Annotated in this window: 13 protein-coding genes and 1 riboswitch; of the genes, 8 read left to right on the top strand and 5 right to left on the bottom strand. The window is 66.0% G+C overall.

Annotated elements, in window-relative coordinates:
* Window positions 1-48: 48 nt before the first annotated feature.
* The gene (locus IVB13_RS17935) at window positions 49-1,143 is read right to left on the bottom strand and encodes an adenylate/guanylate cyclase domain-containing protein (protein ID WP_018459697.1); all 1,095 of its coding nucleotides are present in this window, start codon (window positions 1,141-1,143) and stop codon (window positions 49-51) included.
* Between the two features lie 101 nt (window positions 1,144-1,244).
* Between IVB13_RS17935 and IVB13_RS17930 the strand changes: the two genes are divergently transcribed.
* The gene (locus IVB13_RS17930) at window positions 1,245-1,700 is read left to right on the top strand and encodes an SRPBCC family protein (RefSeq protein ID WP_018459696.1); all 456 of its coding nucleotides are present in this window, start codon (window positions 1,245-1,247) and stop codon (window positions 1,698-1,700) included.
* 11 nt (window positions 1,701-1,711) lie between these two features.
* Here the strand turns inward: IVB13_RS17930 and IVB13_RS17925 are convergent, their stop codons facing one another.
* Window positions 1,712-2,881: a DNA topoisomerase IB gene (locus IVB13_RS17925; RefSeq protein ID WP_018459695.1), complete on the bottom strand. Its 1,170-nt coding sequence runs from the start codon at window positions 2,879-2,881 to the stop codon at window positions 1,712-1,714.
* 400 nt (window positions 2,882-3,281) lie between these two features.
* On the opposite strand from IVB13_RS17925, the gene acs reads away from it, so the two are divergent.
* The gene (gene acs / locus IVB13_RS17920; RefSeq protein ID WP_247295805.1) at window positions 3,282-5,228 is read left to right on the top strand and encodes an acetate--CoA ligase; all 1,947 of its coding nucleotides are present in this window, start codon (window positions 3,282-3,284) and stop codon (window positions 5,226-5,228) included.
* 443 nt (window positions 5,229-5,671) lie between these two features.
* Window positions 5,672-6,187, top strand: coding sequence for a L,D-transpeptidase (locus IVB13_RS17915; protein WP_018459693.1), 516 nt, complete (start codon window positions 5,672-5,674; stop codon window positions 6,185-6,187).
* Window positions 6,188-6,241: 54 nt separating this feature from the next.
* On the opposite strand, the gene IVB13_RS17910 is transcribed toward IVB13_RS17915, so the two are convergent.
* Window positions 6,242-6,832, bottom strand: a complete 591-nt coding sequence (locus IVB13_RS17910) for a thermonuclease family protein (protein WP_026233862.1) — start codon at window positions 6,830-6,832, stop codon at window positions 6,242-6,244.
* Window positions 6,833-6,889: 57 nt separating this feature from the next.
* Window positions 6,890-7,099: a DUF1674 domain-containing protein gene (locus IVB13_RS17905; RefSeq protein ID WP_247489932.1), complete on the bottom strand. Its 210-nt coding sequence runs from the start codon at window positions 7,097-7,099 to the stop codon at window positions 6,890-6,892.
* A 186-nt stretch (window positions 7,100-7,285) separates the two neighbouring features.
* On the opposite strand from IVB13_RS17905, the gene IVB13_RS17900 reads away from it, so the two are divergent.
* From IVB13_RS17900 to purH, 3 genes are all read left to right on the top strand, one after another.
* The gene (locus tag IVB13_RS17900; protein ID WP_026233861.1) at window positions 7,286-8,632 is read left to right on the top strand and encodes an RsmB/NOP family class I SAM-dependent RNA methyltransferase; all 1,347 of its coding nucleotides are present in this window, start codon (window positions 7,286-7,288) and stop codon (window positions 8,630-8,632) included.
* 156 nt (window positions 8,633-8,788) lie between these two features.
* A complete protein-coding gene (locus IVB13_RS17895) occupies window positions 8,789-10,507 on the top strand; it encodes a heparinase II/III family protein (protein WP_026233860.1) in 1,719 nt (572 codons plus the stop codon).
* 59 nt (window positions 10,508-10,566) lie between these two features.
* A riboswitch (ZMP/ZTP riboswitch) is annotated at window positions 10,567-10,648 on the top strand.
* 22 nt (window positions 10,649-10,670) lie between these two features.
* Window positions 10,671-12,263 (top strand): bifunctional phosphoribosylaminoimidazolecarboxamide formyltransferase/IMP cyclohydrolase, encoded by a 1,593-nt coding sequence (purH, locus tag IVB13_RS17890; protein WP_018459688.1) that lies wholly within the window; start codon window positions 10,671-10,673, stop codon window positions 12,261-12,263.
* A gap of 163 nt (window positions 12,264-12,426) precedes the next feature.
* Here the strand turns inward: purH and IVB13_RS17885 are convergent, their stop codons facing one another.
* On the bottom strand, window positions 12,427-13,815 hold the full coding sequence (locus IVB13_RS17885; protein ID WP_018459687.1) for an MFS transporter: 1,389 nt from the start codon (window positions 13,813-13,815) through the stop codon (window positions 12,427-12,429).
* Window positions 13,816-13,914: 99 nt separating this feature from the next.
* Between IVB13_RS17885 and ggt the strand changes: the two genes are divergently transcribed.
* Together ggt and IVB13_RS17875 are read left to right on the top strand one after the other, a co-directional pair.
* Window positions 13,915-15,666 (top strand): gamma-glutamyltransferase, encoded by a 1,752-nt coding sequence (gene ggt / locus IVB13_RS17880; RefSeq protein ID WP_018459686.1) that lies wholly within the window; start codon window positions 13,915-13,917, stop codon window positions 15,664-15,666.
* 111 nt (window positions 15,667-15,777) lie between these two features.
* On the top strand, window positions 15,778-17,073 hold the full coding sequence (locus IVB13_RS17875; protein WP_018459685.1) for an MFS transporter: 1,296 nt from the start codon (window positions 15,778-15,780) through the stop codon (window positions 17,071-17,073).
* Window positions 17,074-17,077 lie beyond the last annotated feature (4 nt).

Raw genomic sequence — 17,077 nt, 5'->3', positions numbered from 1 at the left:
TATCCGGGACTACTGCTGCGATCCCGCATGTCGCTACGCTCATCCGGGCTACGACATCGGAGCTTGTTTCTCCGGCAGCGCAAATATCTCGCATGGCGCGGCGATGCCCCGCAGCGAATGCGATCCGAGCGCGATCAGAGGCATGTCGGTTTCCGCGGCGAGCGCGCCCGACACCAGCACGGTTCTGCCGAGCGGCTTGCACAATCCTTCGAGCCGGCTGGCGAGATTGACGGCGGGACCGATTGCGGTGAAATCCAGCCGATTGGCGGCACCGATATTGCCCCATAGCATCTCGCCGAGATGCAGCGCCGCGCCGAACGCGAGCGGCGGCAGACCTTGAGCACGGCGCTCCGCGTTGAGATACACCATCCCGGCTTCGGCTGCGCGCGCGGCACGCAGAGCTGCATCGGACGCTTGGCGCGGTGACGGCCTGACCACCGGAAAGATCGCGAGCACACCGTCGCCGATGAATTTCAGCACCTCGCCGCCGAAGGCGTGGACCGCGCCGGCGATGCGATCGAACCAGGCATCGAGCGCCGCGATGACCTCGGCAGGCGGATTGGTTTCCGACAGGAGCGTGAAGTTGCGCAAATCGGCATAGAGCAGCGCGGCCTGTATGGTCTCGCCGAGGTCGCGCCGCAGGGGTGCCGCCAGCACCCGCTCCGCACTGCGCTTGCCGAGATAGGCATCCAGCGTCGCGCGCAACGTTGCACGCGCGGCAAGTACGGCAAGGGGTGTGGCGGCAAAGCGCGCGGCCTGGCGCAATTGCTCGGTCTCGTCCGCGGTGAACGGACGCGGCCCGATCCAGCCGAGCAACGGCCCGTCGGGCCGTCCGACCAAATCTTCGTGCACTTCACCCTCCGCGATGTCGCGCAGCCAGCGGCGGCCGGCATCGTTGGGCGGGTCGGGCGCGAGGCCGCCTGGTGCGAAGCCGAGCGCTTCGATCACCCGGCCGTTCTCCGCGCGCCACAACCAGGTCCGTTTCGCGATCAGCGGATGTGGCACCTCCAGCGTCAGGCTGCCCGCCGCAAGCGGCACGCCATCGGCGACCAGATGTGCGCCAAGGTCCGCGAGCAGGCGGTCGGCGCCGGCGCTATCGGCGGCGGCATCGACAAGCCAGGCGAGTGTCGGCGAGAGGTGCATGGCCCGATCATGACGAAGGCAGGCGGTCTTTGTCACGGGCAATCCTTGACGGGCCGCTCGAGCGCCGCCATGTCCCAGTGTCAGCCCAGGGGTGATCGTCGATGACCGAACCGTTCATAGTGCGACGCGAGACCCAGATCGCGGCCCCACGCGCCACCGTTTTCGCCTACCTGACCGACCCCGAGAAGATTTTGAGCTGGATGGGTTCCGACGCGACCACGGAGCCACATCCCGGCGGGCTGTATCTGCTCAAAGGCATCGGCCCCCGCGGCGGCGTTGCCCGCGGCGCATTCCGCGAAGTCGTGCCGGTGCATCGGCTCGCCTACACGTTTGGATGGGAGGGCGGCCAGGAAGTGCCGCCCGGCTCAAGCCTGATCGAGATCGACCTGATCGAACGCGACGGCGGCACATTGCTGCGCATGACCCATAGCGGGCTGCCGACCGAGGAACAGGCGGCCGCCCACGCGACGGGATGGGCGCACTATCTGGGACGGCTCACGGCGGCAGCCGCGGGCGGCGATCCCGGTCCCGACAACGGCGTTTCCAACAAGGCGTAACGACGCCGAGGTCAGACCGCCGCGGTCGCCACCACCTGCTGCAAAAGCTGCTCGCGCCTGGCCTGCGAGCGCTGGCCCTTCATGGTCGCGGCGAAGCGTTCCAGGATGCCGTCCTCGAACGCGGTGACGATGGTATCGTGAACATAGCTCTTGCGGCAGATCGCCGGCGTGTTGGAGAGCTGGTCGGCAGCGCCGCGGATCGCCTCCAGCACCTGCTTCTTGCGGCCGCGCTGGCTGGTCGCCGGCGTGATCCGCGACAGCGATTCCACGACGACGGCAGAGGCCATCAGCGTGCGGAAATCCTTCAGCGAGATCTTGATGCCGGCGATCTCGCGCAGAAACGCGTTCACCTGCGTGGTGCTGACCGCGCGCACGATGCCATAGGGATCGCGATACTGGAACATGCGCTTGCCGGGAACGCCCTGCAAGATCCCGATGGCGCGCACGAGCTTGGCCGCGTCGCACTCCTTGCGCACCGCCTTGCCGCCCTTCGCCTTGAAGGTCAGCACGAAGCTGTCGTCTTCCAGCGAGACGTTGGACTTCAGCAGCGTGGTGGCGCCGCGGGTGCCGTTGAGACGGGCATAGGATTCGTTGCCGGGGCGGATCGCGGTGCGCGCGATCAATTCGATGACGGCGGAGAGCGCGAACTCGCGGGTCGGCTCGTCGCCCGACAGGAACGCCGAGACCTTGCGCCGGATCTTGGGCAGCGCGCCGACGAGCTTTTCCAGGCGATGCGCCTTGCGTTGCTCGCGGACCTTCTCCCAATCGGCGTGATAGCGATATTGCAGCCGGCCCGCGGCATCGCGTCCCACTGCCTGGAGATGCGTGCTCGGATCGGCCGAGTAGCGCACCTCGCGATAGGCCGGCGGCACCGCCATCGAATGCAGCCGCCGAATGGTGCGGGCATCGCGGATGTGGACGCCGTTAGGCCGCACGAACGAATAGCCCTTGCCGCGCCTGACGCGGCGGATGGTCAGCTCGTTCTGGTCGCCGAGCCGCAGGCCCAGTTCCTTGGCGAGGGCCTCGACCGTCGTCGACGGCGCCGCGTCGAACACTTTCTTCGGGCTGGGACGGCCGGAACCGGCCGGTTTCGGCCATTGTCCGAGGGCTTTGGCCAGCGCGATGGCTGCAGGATCGGCTGAAGCGGGCCGTATCGTCCCGAGATTCTGCTGATCCATCATAGTCTTATGCCTTAGCCCTGTCTGTTGTCGGTCAATGCCGCTGTTCTGATTTTTGTTCCAAGGGGTCTCGTTGGACCCGGGTTGGCCATTTAGGGTGTTCCGAACCGCATTGCGAGTCCCGAATCAGTGAGAGGCGGTTTCTAAATACCTCTGCTGAATGCATGGCGCTCTGCGCGGGCCCATTCCGAGCATCTGGGTGAAGACCCCAAAGCCGCCCGTCGCCCTGTTTCAAAACTGCGACAGTCGCACGAAACGGCTTGATCCTCCGCATGGCAGGCTGCTCGCCGAAGGTCCAGCTTGTGCACCTTGTCGGGTCCGGTTAGCCCGACGCATAATCGGTTCAACGATCAAGTCGGCTCGCCAGTGGTCCGTGCTCGGCTCGCCGTATGTGGAGGGAAACATGTCCGAGAAGATCTACGACGTCCCCGCAGAATGGGCGAAGCGCGCCTGGGTCGACCAGGCCAAGTACAAGGACATGTACGCCCGCTCGATCTCGGACCCGAACGGTTTCTGGGCGGAGCAGGCCAAGCGCATCGACTGGATGCACGCGCCGACCAGGATCGAGAACGTCTCCTTCGCGCCCGGCAACATCTCCATCAAATGGTTCGAGGACGGCGTTCTCAACGTCGCCCATAATTGCATCGACCGGCATCTCCACAATCGCGCCAACCAGACCGCGATCATCTGGGAAGGCGACGATCCCTCCCAATCCCGGCACATCACCTACAAGGAGCTGCACGACGAGGTCTGCCGGATGGCCAACATCCTGCGCACCCGGAACGTCAAGAAGGGCGACCGCGTCACCATCTACCTGCCGATGATTCCGGAGGCGGCCTACGCGATGCTGGCCTGCGCGCGGATCGGCGCGATTCACTCCGTGGTGTTCGCCGGCTTCTCGCCCGACAGCCTCGCCCAGCGCATCAACGACTGCCAGTCCAAGGTGATCATCACCGCCGATGAGGGCCTGCGCGGCGGCAAGAAGGTGCCGCTGAAGGCCAATGTCGACGCGGCGCTCGCCAAGGCAGACGGCGTCGACTGGGTCGTCGTGGTCAAGCGCACCGGCGGCGCGGTCGAAATGAATCCCTCGCGCGACCTCTGGTACCACGACGCCGCCAAGATGGTGACGACCGAGTGCCCGGTCGAGCACATGCACGCCGAGGATCCGCTGTTCATCCTCTACACCTCGGGCTCGACCGGCCAACCCAAGGGCGTGCTGCACACCTCCGCCGGCTATCTCGTGTTCGCCGCGATGACGCATCAATACGTCTTCGACTATCACGACGGCGACATCTACTGGTGCACCGCCGACGTCGGCTGGGTCACCGGCCACAGCTACATTCTCTACGGACCGCTCGCCAACGGCGCGACCACGCTGATGTTCGAAGGCGTGCCGAATTACCCGGATAATTCGCGATTCTGGAACGTCATCGACAAGCACAAGGTCAACATCTTCTACACCGCGCCAACCGCGATCCGCGCGCTGATGCGGAGCGGCGACGCGCCCGTGAAGAAGACCTCGCGCGCCAGCCTGCGCCTGCTCGGCTCGGTAGGCGAGCCGATCAATCCGGAAGCCTGGGAGTGGTATCACCGCGTCGTCGGCGACGACCGCTGCCCGATCGTCGATACGTGGTGGCAGACCGAGACCGGCGGCATTTTGATCACGCCGCTGCCCGGCGCCACGAAGCTCAAGCCGGGCTCGGCGACGCAGCCGTTCTTCGGCGTGGTGCCTGAGATCGTCGACGCCGACGGCAACGTGCTGGACGGCGAGACATCAGGCAATCTGTGCCTGACGCGGTCATGGCCGGGCCAGATGCGCACGGTCTATGGCGACCACGCCCGCTTCGAGCAGACTTATTTCTCGACCTACAAGGGCAAGTACTTCACCGGCGACGGCTGCCGGCGCGATGCGGACGGTTATTACTGGATCACCGGCCGCGTCGACGACGTCATCAACGTCTCCGGCCACCGCATGGGTACCGCCGAAGTCGAAAGCGCGCTGGTGGCGCATGAGAAGGTCTCGGAAGCCGCCGTGGTCGGTTACCCGCACGACATCAAGGGTCAGGGCATTTACGCATATGTGACCCTGATGGCCGGCATCGAGCCAACCGAGGATCTACGCAAGGAGCTCGTCACCTGGGTGCGCAAGGAGATCGGCCCGATCGCTGCGCCCGACCAGATCCAGTTCTCGCCCGGCCTGCCCAAGACCCGATCCGGCAAGATCATGCGCCGCATCCTACGCAAGATCGCCGAGGACGAACCGGGCAGCCTGGGCGACACCTCGACCCTGGCCGATCCCGGCGTGGTCGACGACCTCGTCAAGAACCGTCAGAACAAAAAGGCGGTCTGAGCCACATCGTCCTGTGCCCCGGACGCAGCGTAGCGCGCACTTCGCGGTGCGCTGCAGAGTCGGGGCCGATGCAACGGCAGACTCTGTGGCCTTCTAGATCCCGGCTCTGCGTCGCACCGCTTCGCGCTGCGCCGCGTCCGGGACACGAGATCGCATCCCCGCGTTAGCGCTCCTCCGAACAACGGCCGTTCACATCCTCACGCACTTGTCAGGCCGCGCCCCGGCGCCCGGGCATCTTTCCCGCCAAGTGTTGTTTTCAGGTCATTTACTTTGTTTCGAACATTTCCTTTGTTCCCCCTGCTGGCTGGCCCTTGGCGGCCGTGCGTGGAAACCATCCGGTTAACAGGCGCGGTTAAGAATGTCCCCTAACAAGGACTTGGCGAGCCGGCGATTGCCGGTTTTGCGTAATCTTGGACGGTCCGTTCGGGGCAAGGGGAAAATCGATGTCGATGAGGATTGCTGTGGCGCTGGCCGCCACCGTCGTGACTGGGGTCTTAACGTTGACGGCGGCGCAGGCGCGGCCGGAAATGGTGGGGACGAACCTGGCTGACTATTCGCCGGGCACCATCGTGGTCAAAACCAACGAGCGTCGGCTCTATCTCGTCCTCGATAGCGGCCACGCCGTGCGCTACCCGGTCGGCGTCGGCAAGTCCGGCAAGCAGTGGGCCGGCACCACCCGCATCGACGGCAAGTACCGCAATCCGGCCTGGGCGCCGCCCGCCGAGGTGAAGCGCGACAAGCCCAGCATCCCGGACGTCATCCCGGGCGGCTCGCCCCGCAATCCGATGGGCGTCGCGGCGATGACGCTGTCCGGCGGTGAATACGCGATCCACGGCACCAACGTGCCGGGCTCGATCGGCGGCTTCGTCTCCTATGGCTGCATCCGCATGCTCAACGACGACATCACCGATCTCTACAGCCGCGTCTCGGTCGGCACGACGGTGGTCGTGACGCGCTGATCGCCGGCATCAGGACGACACGGCAATAGCCGCGTCGTTCGACGCGGCTTTTTGTCACCAGAAGCGCCAGCTCCGCGCGCACCAGCCGTCGCGATGGCCGCCATTGTAGCTCCGCGCGTAACCGCCCGCGAGCAACGCCGCCGAGACATTGGTCGTGCGTTTGGTCGCGACGTCGGCGAGAACGCGACCATATTTGTCGGCACCGAGGTTGGTGATCGTCACGCCACCCTGTGCGAGCAGATCGCGCAATGCGCGGGCCGCGGCTTCGGCCTTGTCCAGTTCCTCCTGGCAGGATGCTTTCATCTCGGGTGCGTCGATGCCGCGCAGGCGAACGCGCACGATGAGATCGCGGCCGTCGCGCTGACGAACGCGTGCGAGAAAGGTGTCGCCGTCAATGGTGCGAACGACATCGACCGGCTCGCGACGATCGGGATGGCCGCCTTGCTGGAGCACAATCTCGGCGTCTCGTGATTGACCGTCGGTCACGTGAGGGAACTGCCAGTTCATCCCATGCCGGGACGTGAACACCACGGCCACCACGATTCCAACCACGAACATCCACGGCAACAGCCCTGAGAACCGGCGACCAAATGGCGAGCCGCTGTATGAAGGCCGATATGGATGGCTTGGATCGAAACGCGACATCCGCGCACGCTAGGGCTGAGTCGGGCAGTCCGGCAAGCGAGCCTCAAAAGACAAGCTTCAGAAGTCGGAAGCGATGCCCTTGCGCTCCCAATCGCCATAGCGGGTCGGTTCGGGTCCTTTTGGGCCCTGCAACTCCTTTGGCGCCGCCTCGCCGTCGTTCTTGGCTCGGGCTGCCGCAGTCTGACGGCGCGCTTCGGCCTCGGCCAGCGCGCGCTGGGCGGCCGGCGTAAGCTGCTTGCGGTCGGGAACGGGAGGCTGGTCACTCATAGGCGGCTTTCTAGCGCGGGACGGCCCGCGGCGCGACGCCCAATAACGCATTCCTGAAATTGCTCCGAAAGGGCTGAAAAACCCGGAAGCGATTCTTACATTTGGCATATTCGCGTGCCAGAGATCGCCTTCTCAAGGCATGCGCCCATTACGGCGAACTGCCGCTGCTCAGAACCTTGTTTCCGCATGCCTTCTCAACGTTTCGCTCCTCCATCCGAAGTGCCCGGTCTCGCGGCGCGGCGGATTGCCGCCGACATCGTCGACGGCGTGCTGCACAAGCACCGCACACTTGACGAGCAGCTCGACGGCAGCGGCGCCCATCCCGGACTGAAGACGCTCCCCGACCGCGACCGCGCGCTGATGCGCCGCCTGGTCGCCACCGTGCTGCGCCGGCTCGGCACGCTCGGCCATGTGCTGTCCCGCCTGCTCGACAAGGGCATTCCCTCCGACGCGCCGCGCGCGCAGAGCGCGCTGTTGATCGGCGCCGCCCAGATCCTCTGGATGGACGTGCCCGATCACGCGGCCGTCGATCTCTCCGTTCGCCTCGTGCAATCCGACCGGCGCGCCGCGCGCTATGCCGGCCTCGTCAACGCCGTGCTGCGCCGCTGCGCCCGCGAGGGCAAGGCGCTGGTGGACGAGGTTGCCGCGCAGTCGCTGGACCTGCCGCCCTGGATGGTCGCGCGCTGGAGCGCGCATTATGGCGAGACGGTCGCAAGGGACATGGCGCTCGCGCTCAGCCATGATCCGTCGCTGGATCTGACCGTGAAGTCGGACGCCGCGCAATGGGCGAGCCGGCTCCATGGCGAAGTGCTACCGACCGGATCGGTGCGCACGGTGCTGCACGGCGCGGTGACCATGCTTCCCGGCTTCGCCGAAGGACAATGGTGGGTGCAGGACGCCGCCGCTGCGTTGCCAGCCCGGCTGTTCGGCGACATCAAGGGCAAATCCATCGCCGATCTCTGCGCCGCTCCCGGCGGCAAGACCGCGCAACTGGCGCAGGCCGGCGCGCACGTCACCGCCATCGACCGCTCGCCTGCCCGGGTGGCACGGCTGCGCGAGAATCTGACGCGGTTGTCGCTGCAGGCCGAGACCGTCGTCGCCGACGCCGCGGAATGGGCCGGCCCTGCCGATGGCTTCGACGGCATCCTCATTGATGCGCCTTGCACATCGACCGGGACGATCCGCCGCCACCCCGATGTATCCTGGCTCCGGCAGGAATCCGACATCGCCGCAATGACCGCGCTCCAGCGGCGGCTGCTGCAAAAATCGGTCTCGCTACTCAAGCCCGGTGGGACGCTAGTTTATTGCACCTGTTCGCTGGAACCTGAAGAGGGCGAGCATGCGGTCGCCGCGCTGCTGACCGCGGAGCCCGGTCTTCGCCGGGTTCCGATCGATGCGTCCGAGGTGTCGGGGCTCAGCGAGATCATTACCGCCGAGGGCGATCTGCGCACCCTGCCCAGCCATCTGCCGAACGCCGATCCCAAGCTCGGCGGGCTCGACGGATTTTTCGCGGCCCGGCTCGTTAAATCCTGATTTTGCACTGGATTTTGCAAACACGGCACTGATTCGCGTCGTTCAAGGTGGTGTCGGCCGTCCGATTTTGGGATTAATAAGGATTCGTCGGAATCCTCTCCCCCATCAAGGCAAGGCGTGTCGGTCGCTCAACGCAGACGTATCTCGACGCTGGTGATGAACCGCTTCGCGCGGAACATGCTCGCGCGCGCGAGCGGCGGTTCCGTCGCCCTGTCGCGGGTTTGGCCCGGCCGCGCCGACCGGCTGATCATCGCGCCGCATGATCTACGCACCGCGGATGCGACCCGCGCCGCCGAGATCTATGCCGGCCGCTTCGTCTTCGCCGGCAAGATCGTCAATTGCCACGGCCGCTCGATCTTCGATCTCGAGCCGCCGTCGGAAGATTGGGAAGTTGCGCTGCTCGGCTTCGGCTGGCTGCGCCATTTGCGCGCCGCCGACACCGCGCTGACGCGCGCAAATGCGCGCTCGCTGATCGAGGACTGGATCGGCAACCCCGCCAGCAAGCGCCGTCCCGTCGCGCGACGCGCCGACGTGCTGGCGCGCCGCGTGATCTCCCTGCTGTCGCAGGCGCCGCTGGTGCTGAACGATACCGACAACAAATTCTATCGTCGGTATCTGCGCGCGCTGGCGCGCGAAATCCGCTTGCTGCGCTACACCATGGTCAACATCCCCGACGGAGTGCCGAAGCTCCAGGTGCTGATCGCGCTGTGCTATGCGGCGTTGTGCCTTGCCAACCAGGCAAGTCACATCCGCAGCACCTCGAAAAAGCTCTCGGATGAATTGCAGCGGCAGATCCTGCCCGACGGCGGCCATGTCTCGCGCAACCCGGGCGCGCTGATCGAGCTCTTGATCGACCTGTTGCCGCTGCGGCAGACCTTTGCCGCGCGCAACATCGCGCCGCCGCCCGCGCTGCTCAACGCGATCGACCGCATGATGCCGATGCTGCGCTTCTTCCGCCACGGCGACGGCAATTTCGCGCTGTTCAACGGCATGAGCGCGACCCCGTCGGACCTGCTCGCGACGCTGCTTGCCTATGACGACACCCACGGCGCGCCGATGTCGAACATGCCGCATACCGGTTTCCAGCGCCTCGATGCCGGCCAGACCACTTTGATCATCGACACGGGCCCGCCGCCGGCGGCCAGCGTCAGCCACGACGCCCATGCCGGCTGCCTGTCGTTCGAACTCTCCTCCGGCATCAGCCGCATCGTCACCAATTGCGGCATGCCGGCCACGGGCCGCGACAATTGGCGGCCGTTCGCACGCGGCACGGCGGCGCATTCGACGCTGACCTATCACGACACCTCGTCATGCCAGTTCGTGGAGATGTCGGCTATGAAGCGGCTCTTGCACGGCGCTCCGGTCACCAGCGGCCCCGTCGAGGTTGAGAGCTATCGCGAAATCGTGCAGAACGGCACCCTGCTCACGACGTCGCATGACGGTTACCTGACAAAATTCGGCGCGATCCACCGCCGCGTACTGATGATCGCCAATGACGGCGCGCGCATCGACGGCGAGGACACGTTGTCGCCGCCGCAAGGCGGGCGCTTCAAGGGTCCGGATGCCGATTTCGCGCTGCGATTCCATCTGCACCCGGCGGTGAAGGCGAGCCGGCTGTCCGACGCCCGCGGCGTCATGCTGGTGCTCCCGAATCGCGACGTCTGGACCTTCGAGGCGCTCGACGACAAGGTGGAGCTGGAGGACAGCGTATCCCTGGCCGGCAATGACGGCCCGCGCCGCACCGCGCAGATCGTGATCCGCCAGGACGCGCGGCAGGCGCCCTCGATCCGCTGGAGTTTTGTGCGCTCCACCGCCTCGCCGGCGGTCACGAATGCCCGCAGAAATGCACGGCGGGAGCCGGAACTTCCGCTGTAGACGCATGCGATTCGGCACCATCTGGTCGTTGTGATAGCGACCGAAAACTGCTATCGAGCCCTCGCTCGCGCGACTGGCGACCTTGGATGGAGCACCATCGGGAAGCGCGGGACACAGCTGCCGCGCGCCTGGGCATTACTCCTTCAGACAGAGGATCTTGCTCATGACTGACCATCCCCGCCGCGTCACCCGCGCACTTCTCTCCGTTTCCGACAAGACCGGCCTGATCGACTTCGCAAAGGCGCTTGCCGCGCACGATGTCGAGCTGATCTCGACCGGCGGCACCGCGAAGGCGATCGCCGCGGCCGGCCTCGAGGTGAAGGACGTGTCCGAGCTGACCGGCTTCCCCGAGATGATGGATGGCCGCGTGAAGACGCTGCATCCGAAGGTGCACGGCGGTCTGCTCGCGATCCGCGACAACAAGGACCATGCGGATGCGATGACGGCGCATGGGATCGCGCCGATCGATCTCCTCGTCGTCAATCTCTATCCGTTCGAGGCGACCGTCGACAAAGGCGCGGGCTTCGAGGATTGCATCGAGAACATCGACATCGGCGGCCCCGCGATGATCCGCGCCGCCGCGAAGAATCATGACGACGTCGCCGTCGTGGTCGAGGCGCAGGACTATCAGGCCGTGCTCGATGAGCTCGCCGCCAACAGCGGTGCAACCACGCTGAAGTTGCGCCGGCGCCTTGCCGCCAAGGCTTACGCGCGCACTGCCGCCTATGACGCCGCGATCTCGAACTGGTTCAATCGCCAGCTCGAGATCGACGCGCCCGATTTCCGTGCCTTCGGCGGCCGGCTGATCCAGTCACTGCGCTATGGCGAGAATCCGCACCAGACCGCGGCGTTCTATGCGACGCCCGACAAGCGGCCGGGCGTCTCGACCGCGCGGCAGCTCCAGGGCAAGGAGCTCTCCTACAACAACATCAACGACACGGATGCGGCCTATGAATGCATCGGCGAGTTCGACGCCAAGCGCACCGCAGCCTGCGTCATCGTCAAGCATGCCAATCCCTGCGGCGTCGCGGAGGGCTCCGACCTCGTCGGCGCCTACAGCAAGGCGCTGGCCTGCGATTCCACCTCGGCGTTCGGCGGCATCATCGCGATGAACCGCGCACTCGATGCTGACACCGCGCGCGAGATCACGAAAATCTTCACCGAGGTGATCATCGCGCCTGACGCTAGCGAGGAAGCGATCGCCATCATCGGCGCGCGCAAGAACCTTCGGCTTCTGCTCGCCGGCAGCCTGCCCGACCCGCGCGCGCCGGGCCTCACCGCCAAGACGGTGGCGGGCGGTCTCCTCGTGCAGAGCCGCGACAACGCCGTCGTCGACGACATGACCTTCAAGGTTGTCACGAAGCGCGCGCCCACTGATGCCGAGATGCGCGACCTGAAGTTTGCTTTCCGTGTCGCAAAACACGTCAAGTCCAACACCATCATCTACGCCAAGGATCTCGCGACCGTCGGCATCGGCGCCGGCCAGATGAGCCGGGTCGATTCAGCGCGGATCGCGGCACGCAAGGCTCAGGATGCGGCCGCCGAGCTGAAGCTCGCCGAACCGCTCACCAAGGGCTCGGTGGTGGCGTCGGATGCGTTCTTCCCGTTCGCCGACGGCATGCTCGCCTGCATCGAGGCCGGCGCCACCGCCGTGGTGCAGCCCGGCGGCTCCATGCGCGACGACGAAGTGATCAAGGCCGCCGACGAGCATGGCATCGCCATGGTGTTCACCGGCACGCGGCACTTCAGGCACTAGATCTGTCGTGTACTAAACTCTCGACGGGTCGTCCCGGCGAAGGTCGGGACCCATAGCCCAGGAAGTAGTTTGGTGTGCGGTACTGGCCGTGTCGCGGCAACGAGCAATCACGCGGTATGGGTCCCGGTCCCCGTGCGCAATTGCGCACTAGGCCGGGACGACGCTAATTTTCCCGCACCCGCATCAACAGCGCCAGACCCGCGACGAAGAACACCACCAGCACGGCCATGCCGGCCTTCTGGCTCGCCGTCACCGCGGTGATCACGCCGATCAGCAGCGGGCCGATGAAGGACGTCACTTTCCCCGTCAGTGCGAACAGACCGAAATACTGCGCGATGCGGTCCTTCGGTGCGAGACGGATCAGAAGCGTACGTGAGGCCGCTTGCAGCGGACCACCGGCCGCACCGATCAGGCAGCCCAGCACCAGATAAGCGCGCTCTGACGCGGCGGCGAACAATCCGCCGCCGGGCGCGGGCGGCGCGACCTTGATGAAGAGGATCGAATCCTTGTCGACCAGCAGGATCGCCGCCAGCGCCAGCAGCAGGACCAGCATGCTGCCGGCGATCACGCGCTTCGGCCCGAAGCGATCGTCCAGCTTGCCACCAAACCACGCGCCAAACGCGCCGGCGATCGCGAGCATGATGCCAAACGTGCCGATCTGGATCGTGTGCCAGCCGAACGTACCCGCGGCATAGATGCCGCCGAAGGCAAACAGCGACACCAGACCGTCGGTGTAGATCATGTTGGCGAGTAGAAACGCCGCAAGCGATTTCTGCTGCGGCAGCCCCTTGATCGATTGCTTCAGCTCCGACAGCCCCTCGTGCAGCGCCTCGCGCACCGGACGCTTCGCCGGATAGTCCGGCGTGAACAGGAACATCGGCGTCACGAAAACGATGAACCAAAGCCCGGTCAACGGTCCGGCGGCGCGGTCGCCCTGATGACTGACGGGATCGAGCCCGAACAGAGGCGTGAGACCGAGCAGCGTGCGACCGGTCTCGGGGTTCGCGGCGAGCAGGCCGAGCACGATGATCAGGCTGACGATGCCGCCGACATACCCCGTCGCCCAGCCGGTGCCGGAGAGCCGCCCGATGCGCTCCGGCGGCACCAGCGTCGGCATCATCGCATTGTTGAAGAGAGTGGCGAATTCCGCGCCAACGCTGGCGAGCGCGACCGCGGTGAGCAGCGGCGGAATGATCGAGGGATCGCCGGGCTTGCCGATCCACAGCGTGCAGGATGCCAGCACCAGCACTGCGCCGAATCCGGCGATCCACGGCTTCCTGCGGCCCGACGCATCGGCGATAGCCCCCAGCACCGGCGACATCAAGGCAATCGCGAGGCCCGCGGCAGCCATCGCAAAGCCCCACAACGATTGCCCGGTGGCGGGATTCGGCGCAATGCCGGTGGCGAAATAGGGCGCGAACACGAAGGTCGTGATCAGCGTAAAATAAGGCTGCGCGGCCCAGTCGAAGAAGATCCAGCTGACGACGGCGCTGCGCGGCGGATAGGTCCGCTGCGCGCCGGCGATCCGCGCATCCCGGGCGATCGTCGTCACTCCATAATCCTCATCACGAACAGTTTTGCCTCTGTCGGGGCAAACCGTATAGCATTGCAGCGCTGCATGTGAACTGCCCATGGCCATTGCGGAAGTTTGATGATGTCGTCTTTTTCGACACGGCGGACATTTTTCGCCTTCCTTGCCACTCTGGCGTTCGGACTTCCGACCGCGACCGCGCAGGATGCGCGGCGGGCCTATGTGCCGCCCGCGCTCGACACCGTGCACGCCGTTCCCGCCGAACACGGCATGGTAGTAGCGCAGGAGAAAATCTCCGCGCAGGTCGGCGCCGATATCCTGCGGCGCGGCGGCAATGCCGTCGATGCCGCGGTCGCGACCGGCTTTGCGATGGCCGTGACCTATCCGCGGGCCGGCAATATCGGCGGCGGCGGCTTCATGGTGATTCATTCCACCGAGCGCAACGAAGACATCACGATCGATTATCGCGAGACCGCGCCGGCTGCGACCACGCCGCAGATTTTCCTCGGCGCCGACGGCAAGCCCGATGCGGCGAAGTCGCGGGATTCTGCGCTCGGCGTCGGCGTGCCCGGCACCGTCGCGGGTCTTGCGCTCGCCCTGGAAAAATGTGGCTCGGGCCGGTTCACGCTGGCGCAACTGCTCGAGCCCGCGATCGTGCTCGCCCGCGACGGCTTCCTCGTCGGCGACGACATTGCCGACACGCTGCCGGGCTGGCACAAGCGGCTGGTGCGCTGGCCCTCCTCGGCCCGGATATTCTCGCGGCCTGATGGCACGCCGCTCAGCCAAGGCGACAGGCTGGTGCAGAGCGATCTCGCCGAAACGCTGTCGACTGTCGCCGTACAGGGCCCGCGCGGTTTTTATGAAGGGCCGGTCGCGGAAAAACTCGCCAAGGCCGTGACTGATGCGGGCGGCATCATGACGCCAGCGGATTTGAAATCCTATCAAGCGGTGATCCGCGCGCCGGTGCGCGGCACCTATCGCGGCTATGACATCGTGTCGATGCCGCTGCCGTCGTCGGGCGGCGTGGTGCTGGTGGAGACGCTCAATATTCTCGAAGGTTTTCAGCTCGCCGATCTGAAGCAGGGATCGCCGGCCTCGCTGCATCTGTTGATCGAGGCCATGAAGCGCGCCTATGCGGACCGGGCGCGCTATCTCGGCGATCCCGCCTTCGTCAACGCGCCGATCGGGACGCTCACCGGCAAGGACTATGCGGCCAAGCTGCGGGCAACCATCTCCGCGGATCGCGCCACGCCGTCGGAACAGCTCGTTTCCACTGCGACCTCACCGCATGAGGGCAGCAACACCACGCATTTTTCCGTCGTCGACGGCAGCGGCAACGCGGTCAGCAACACCTATACGCTGAACTTCAGCTACGGCGTCGGCCTCGTCGCCGACGGCACCGGCGTGCTGCTCAACAACGAGCTCGACGATTTCACCGCAGCGGTCGGCGCTTCCAATGCCTACGGCCTCGTCGGCTTCGAGGCCAATTTGCCCGGGCCGGGCAAGCGGCCGCTGTCCTCGATGTCGCCGACCATCGTCCTGAAGGGCGGCAAGCCGGTGCTGGTGACGGGCTCGCCGGGCGGCAGCCGCATCATCTCGGCCGTGCTCCAGGTGATCGTCAACGTCCTCGATTACAAGATGGACGTCGCGGCTGCCGTGGCCGCGCCGCGGCTGCATCACCAATGGTTGCCCGACGAGGTCCGGGTCGAGAGCGGCTTTCCCGATGATGTGCTGCTCGAGCTGAAGGCGATGGATCATCTCATCGTCACGCCGATGGGGCAGACATCGGCGAATTCGATCGCGGTGACCGCCAACGGGCCGCTCGGCGCGCCCGATCCACGCACCCGGGGCGCGGAAGCAGCGGGGCAGTAACTCTGTACTTGCATGGCGCGAAGGCCGGCGGCCGGCTTGCGCGCGCCCCCGCGCGTGCTACCACCGCCAGGCCAGAGAAACTGCCAAAGAAAACACTGTCGGGAATCGCGCATGACCACCGTTGATCCGAACCAGCGCATCGAACGCGCCGAGATCGAGGACACCAGCCTTCTTGCCTTCTATCGCGACATGAACGCGCCGGAGCGGCGGACGTTCTGGGCGTGCGCCGCAGGCTGGGCGCTCGACGGCATGGACTTCATGATCTATCCGCTGGTGATCGGCACCATCATCGCGCTGTGGAAGGTCGATGCGGGGTCGGCCGGGCTCGCCGGCACCGTGACGCTGCTGGCCTCCGCGATCGGCGGCTGGCTCGGCGGCTATCTCTCCGACCATATCGGCCGGGTCAGAACGCTCCAGATCACCATCATCTGGTTCTCGTTCTTCTCGCTGGTCTGCGCGGTCGTGCAGAATTTCGAACAGCTCCTGATCGCACGCGCGGTGCTGGGCCTCGGCTTCGGCGGGGAGTGGGCGGCGGGCGCCGTGCTGATGGGTGAAGCGATCCGGCCGCAATATCGCGGGCGTGCAGTCGGCTCGGTGCAGTCGGGCTGGGCCGTCGGCTGGGGCCTCGCGGTGCTGTCGCAGGCGATCCTGTTCTCGGCTTTGCCGGCGGAGACAGCGTGGCGCTGGATGTTCGTGATCGGCGCGTTGCCCGCGCTGCTGGTGTTCTACATCCGCCGCTCGGTGACCGAGCCGGAGATCGCGGCTGAGGCCCGCGCCAAGCAGGCCGCGAGCGGCAATCGCCCGGCGCTCTGGGAGATTTTCTCGGGCCCGATCCTGAAGACCACGATCCTGGCGTCGCTGATGGCCACGGGCTGCCAGGGCGGTTATTACGCCGTCACCTTCTGGGTGCCGCAGTTCTTGACCAAGGAGCGGCATCTGTCGATCGTCGGCTCGACCGGCTATCTCTCGACGCTGATCATCGGCTCCTTCATCGGCTATCTCACCGGCGCGTGGCTCGCCGACCGGATCGGACGGCGCAATCTCTTTCTGACCTTCTCGATCGGCGCGATAGCGGTTGTGCTGCTCTACACGCAGCTGCCGCTCACCAACGAGGTCCTGTGGGTGCTCGGCTTCCCGCTCGGCTTTTTCGCCTCGGGCTATTTCTCCGGCGTCGGCGCGTTCCTGACCGAGCTTTATCCAACGCGACTGCGCGGCTCGGGCCAGGGCTTTTGCTACAATTTCGGCCGCGGCATCGGCGCGCTGTTTCCGTTCCTGGTCGGAGCGCTATCGGCGACGACGTCGCTTGCGAATGCGATCGCCATCTTCGCGGTGGTGGCTTACGCGCTGTTCTTCATCGCCGCCTTCGCGCTCCCGGAGACGCGCGGGCGCGTGCTGCACGCGGACTGATGAA

This window comes from Bradyrhizobium sp. 17 (assembly GCF_023073515.1).
In the GTDB taxonomy this organism is placed as follows: domain Bacteria; phylum Pseudomonadota; class Alphaproteobacteria; order Rhizobiales; family Xanthobacteraceae; genus Bradyrhizobium; species Bradyrhizobium canariense_D.
This window is presented reverse-complemented; position numbering and strand designations above follow the sequence as displayed.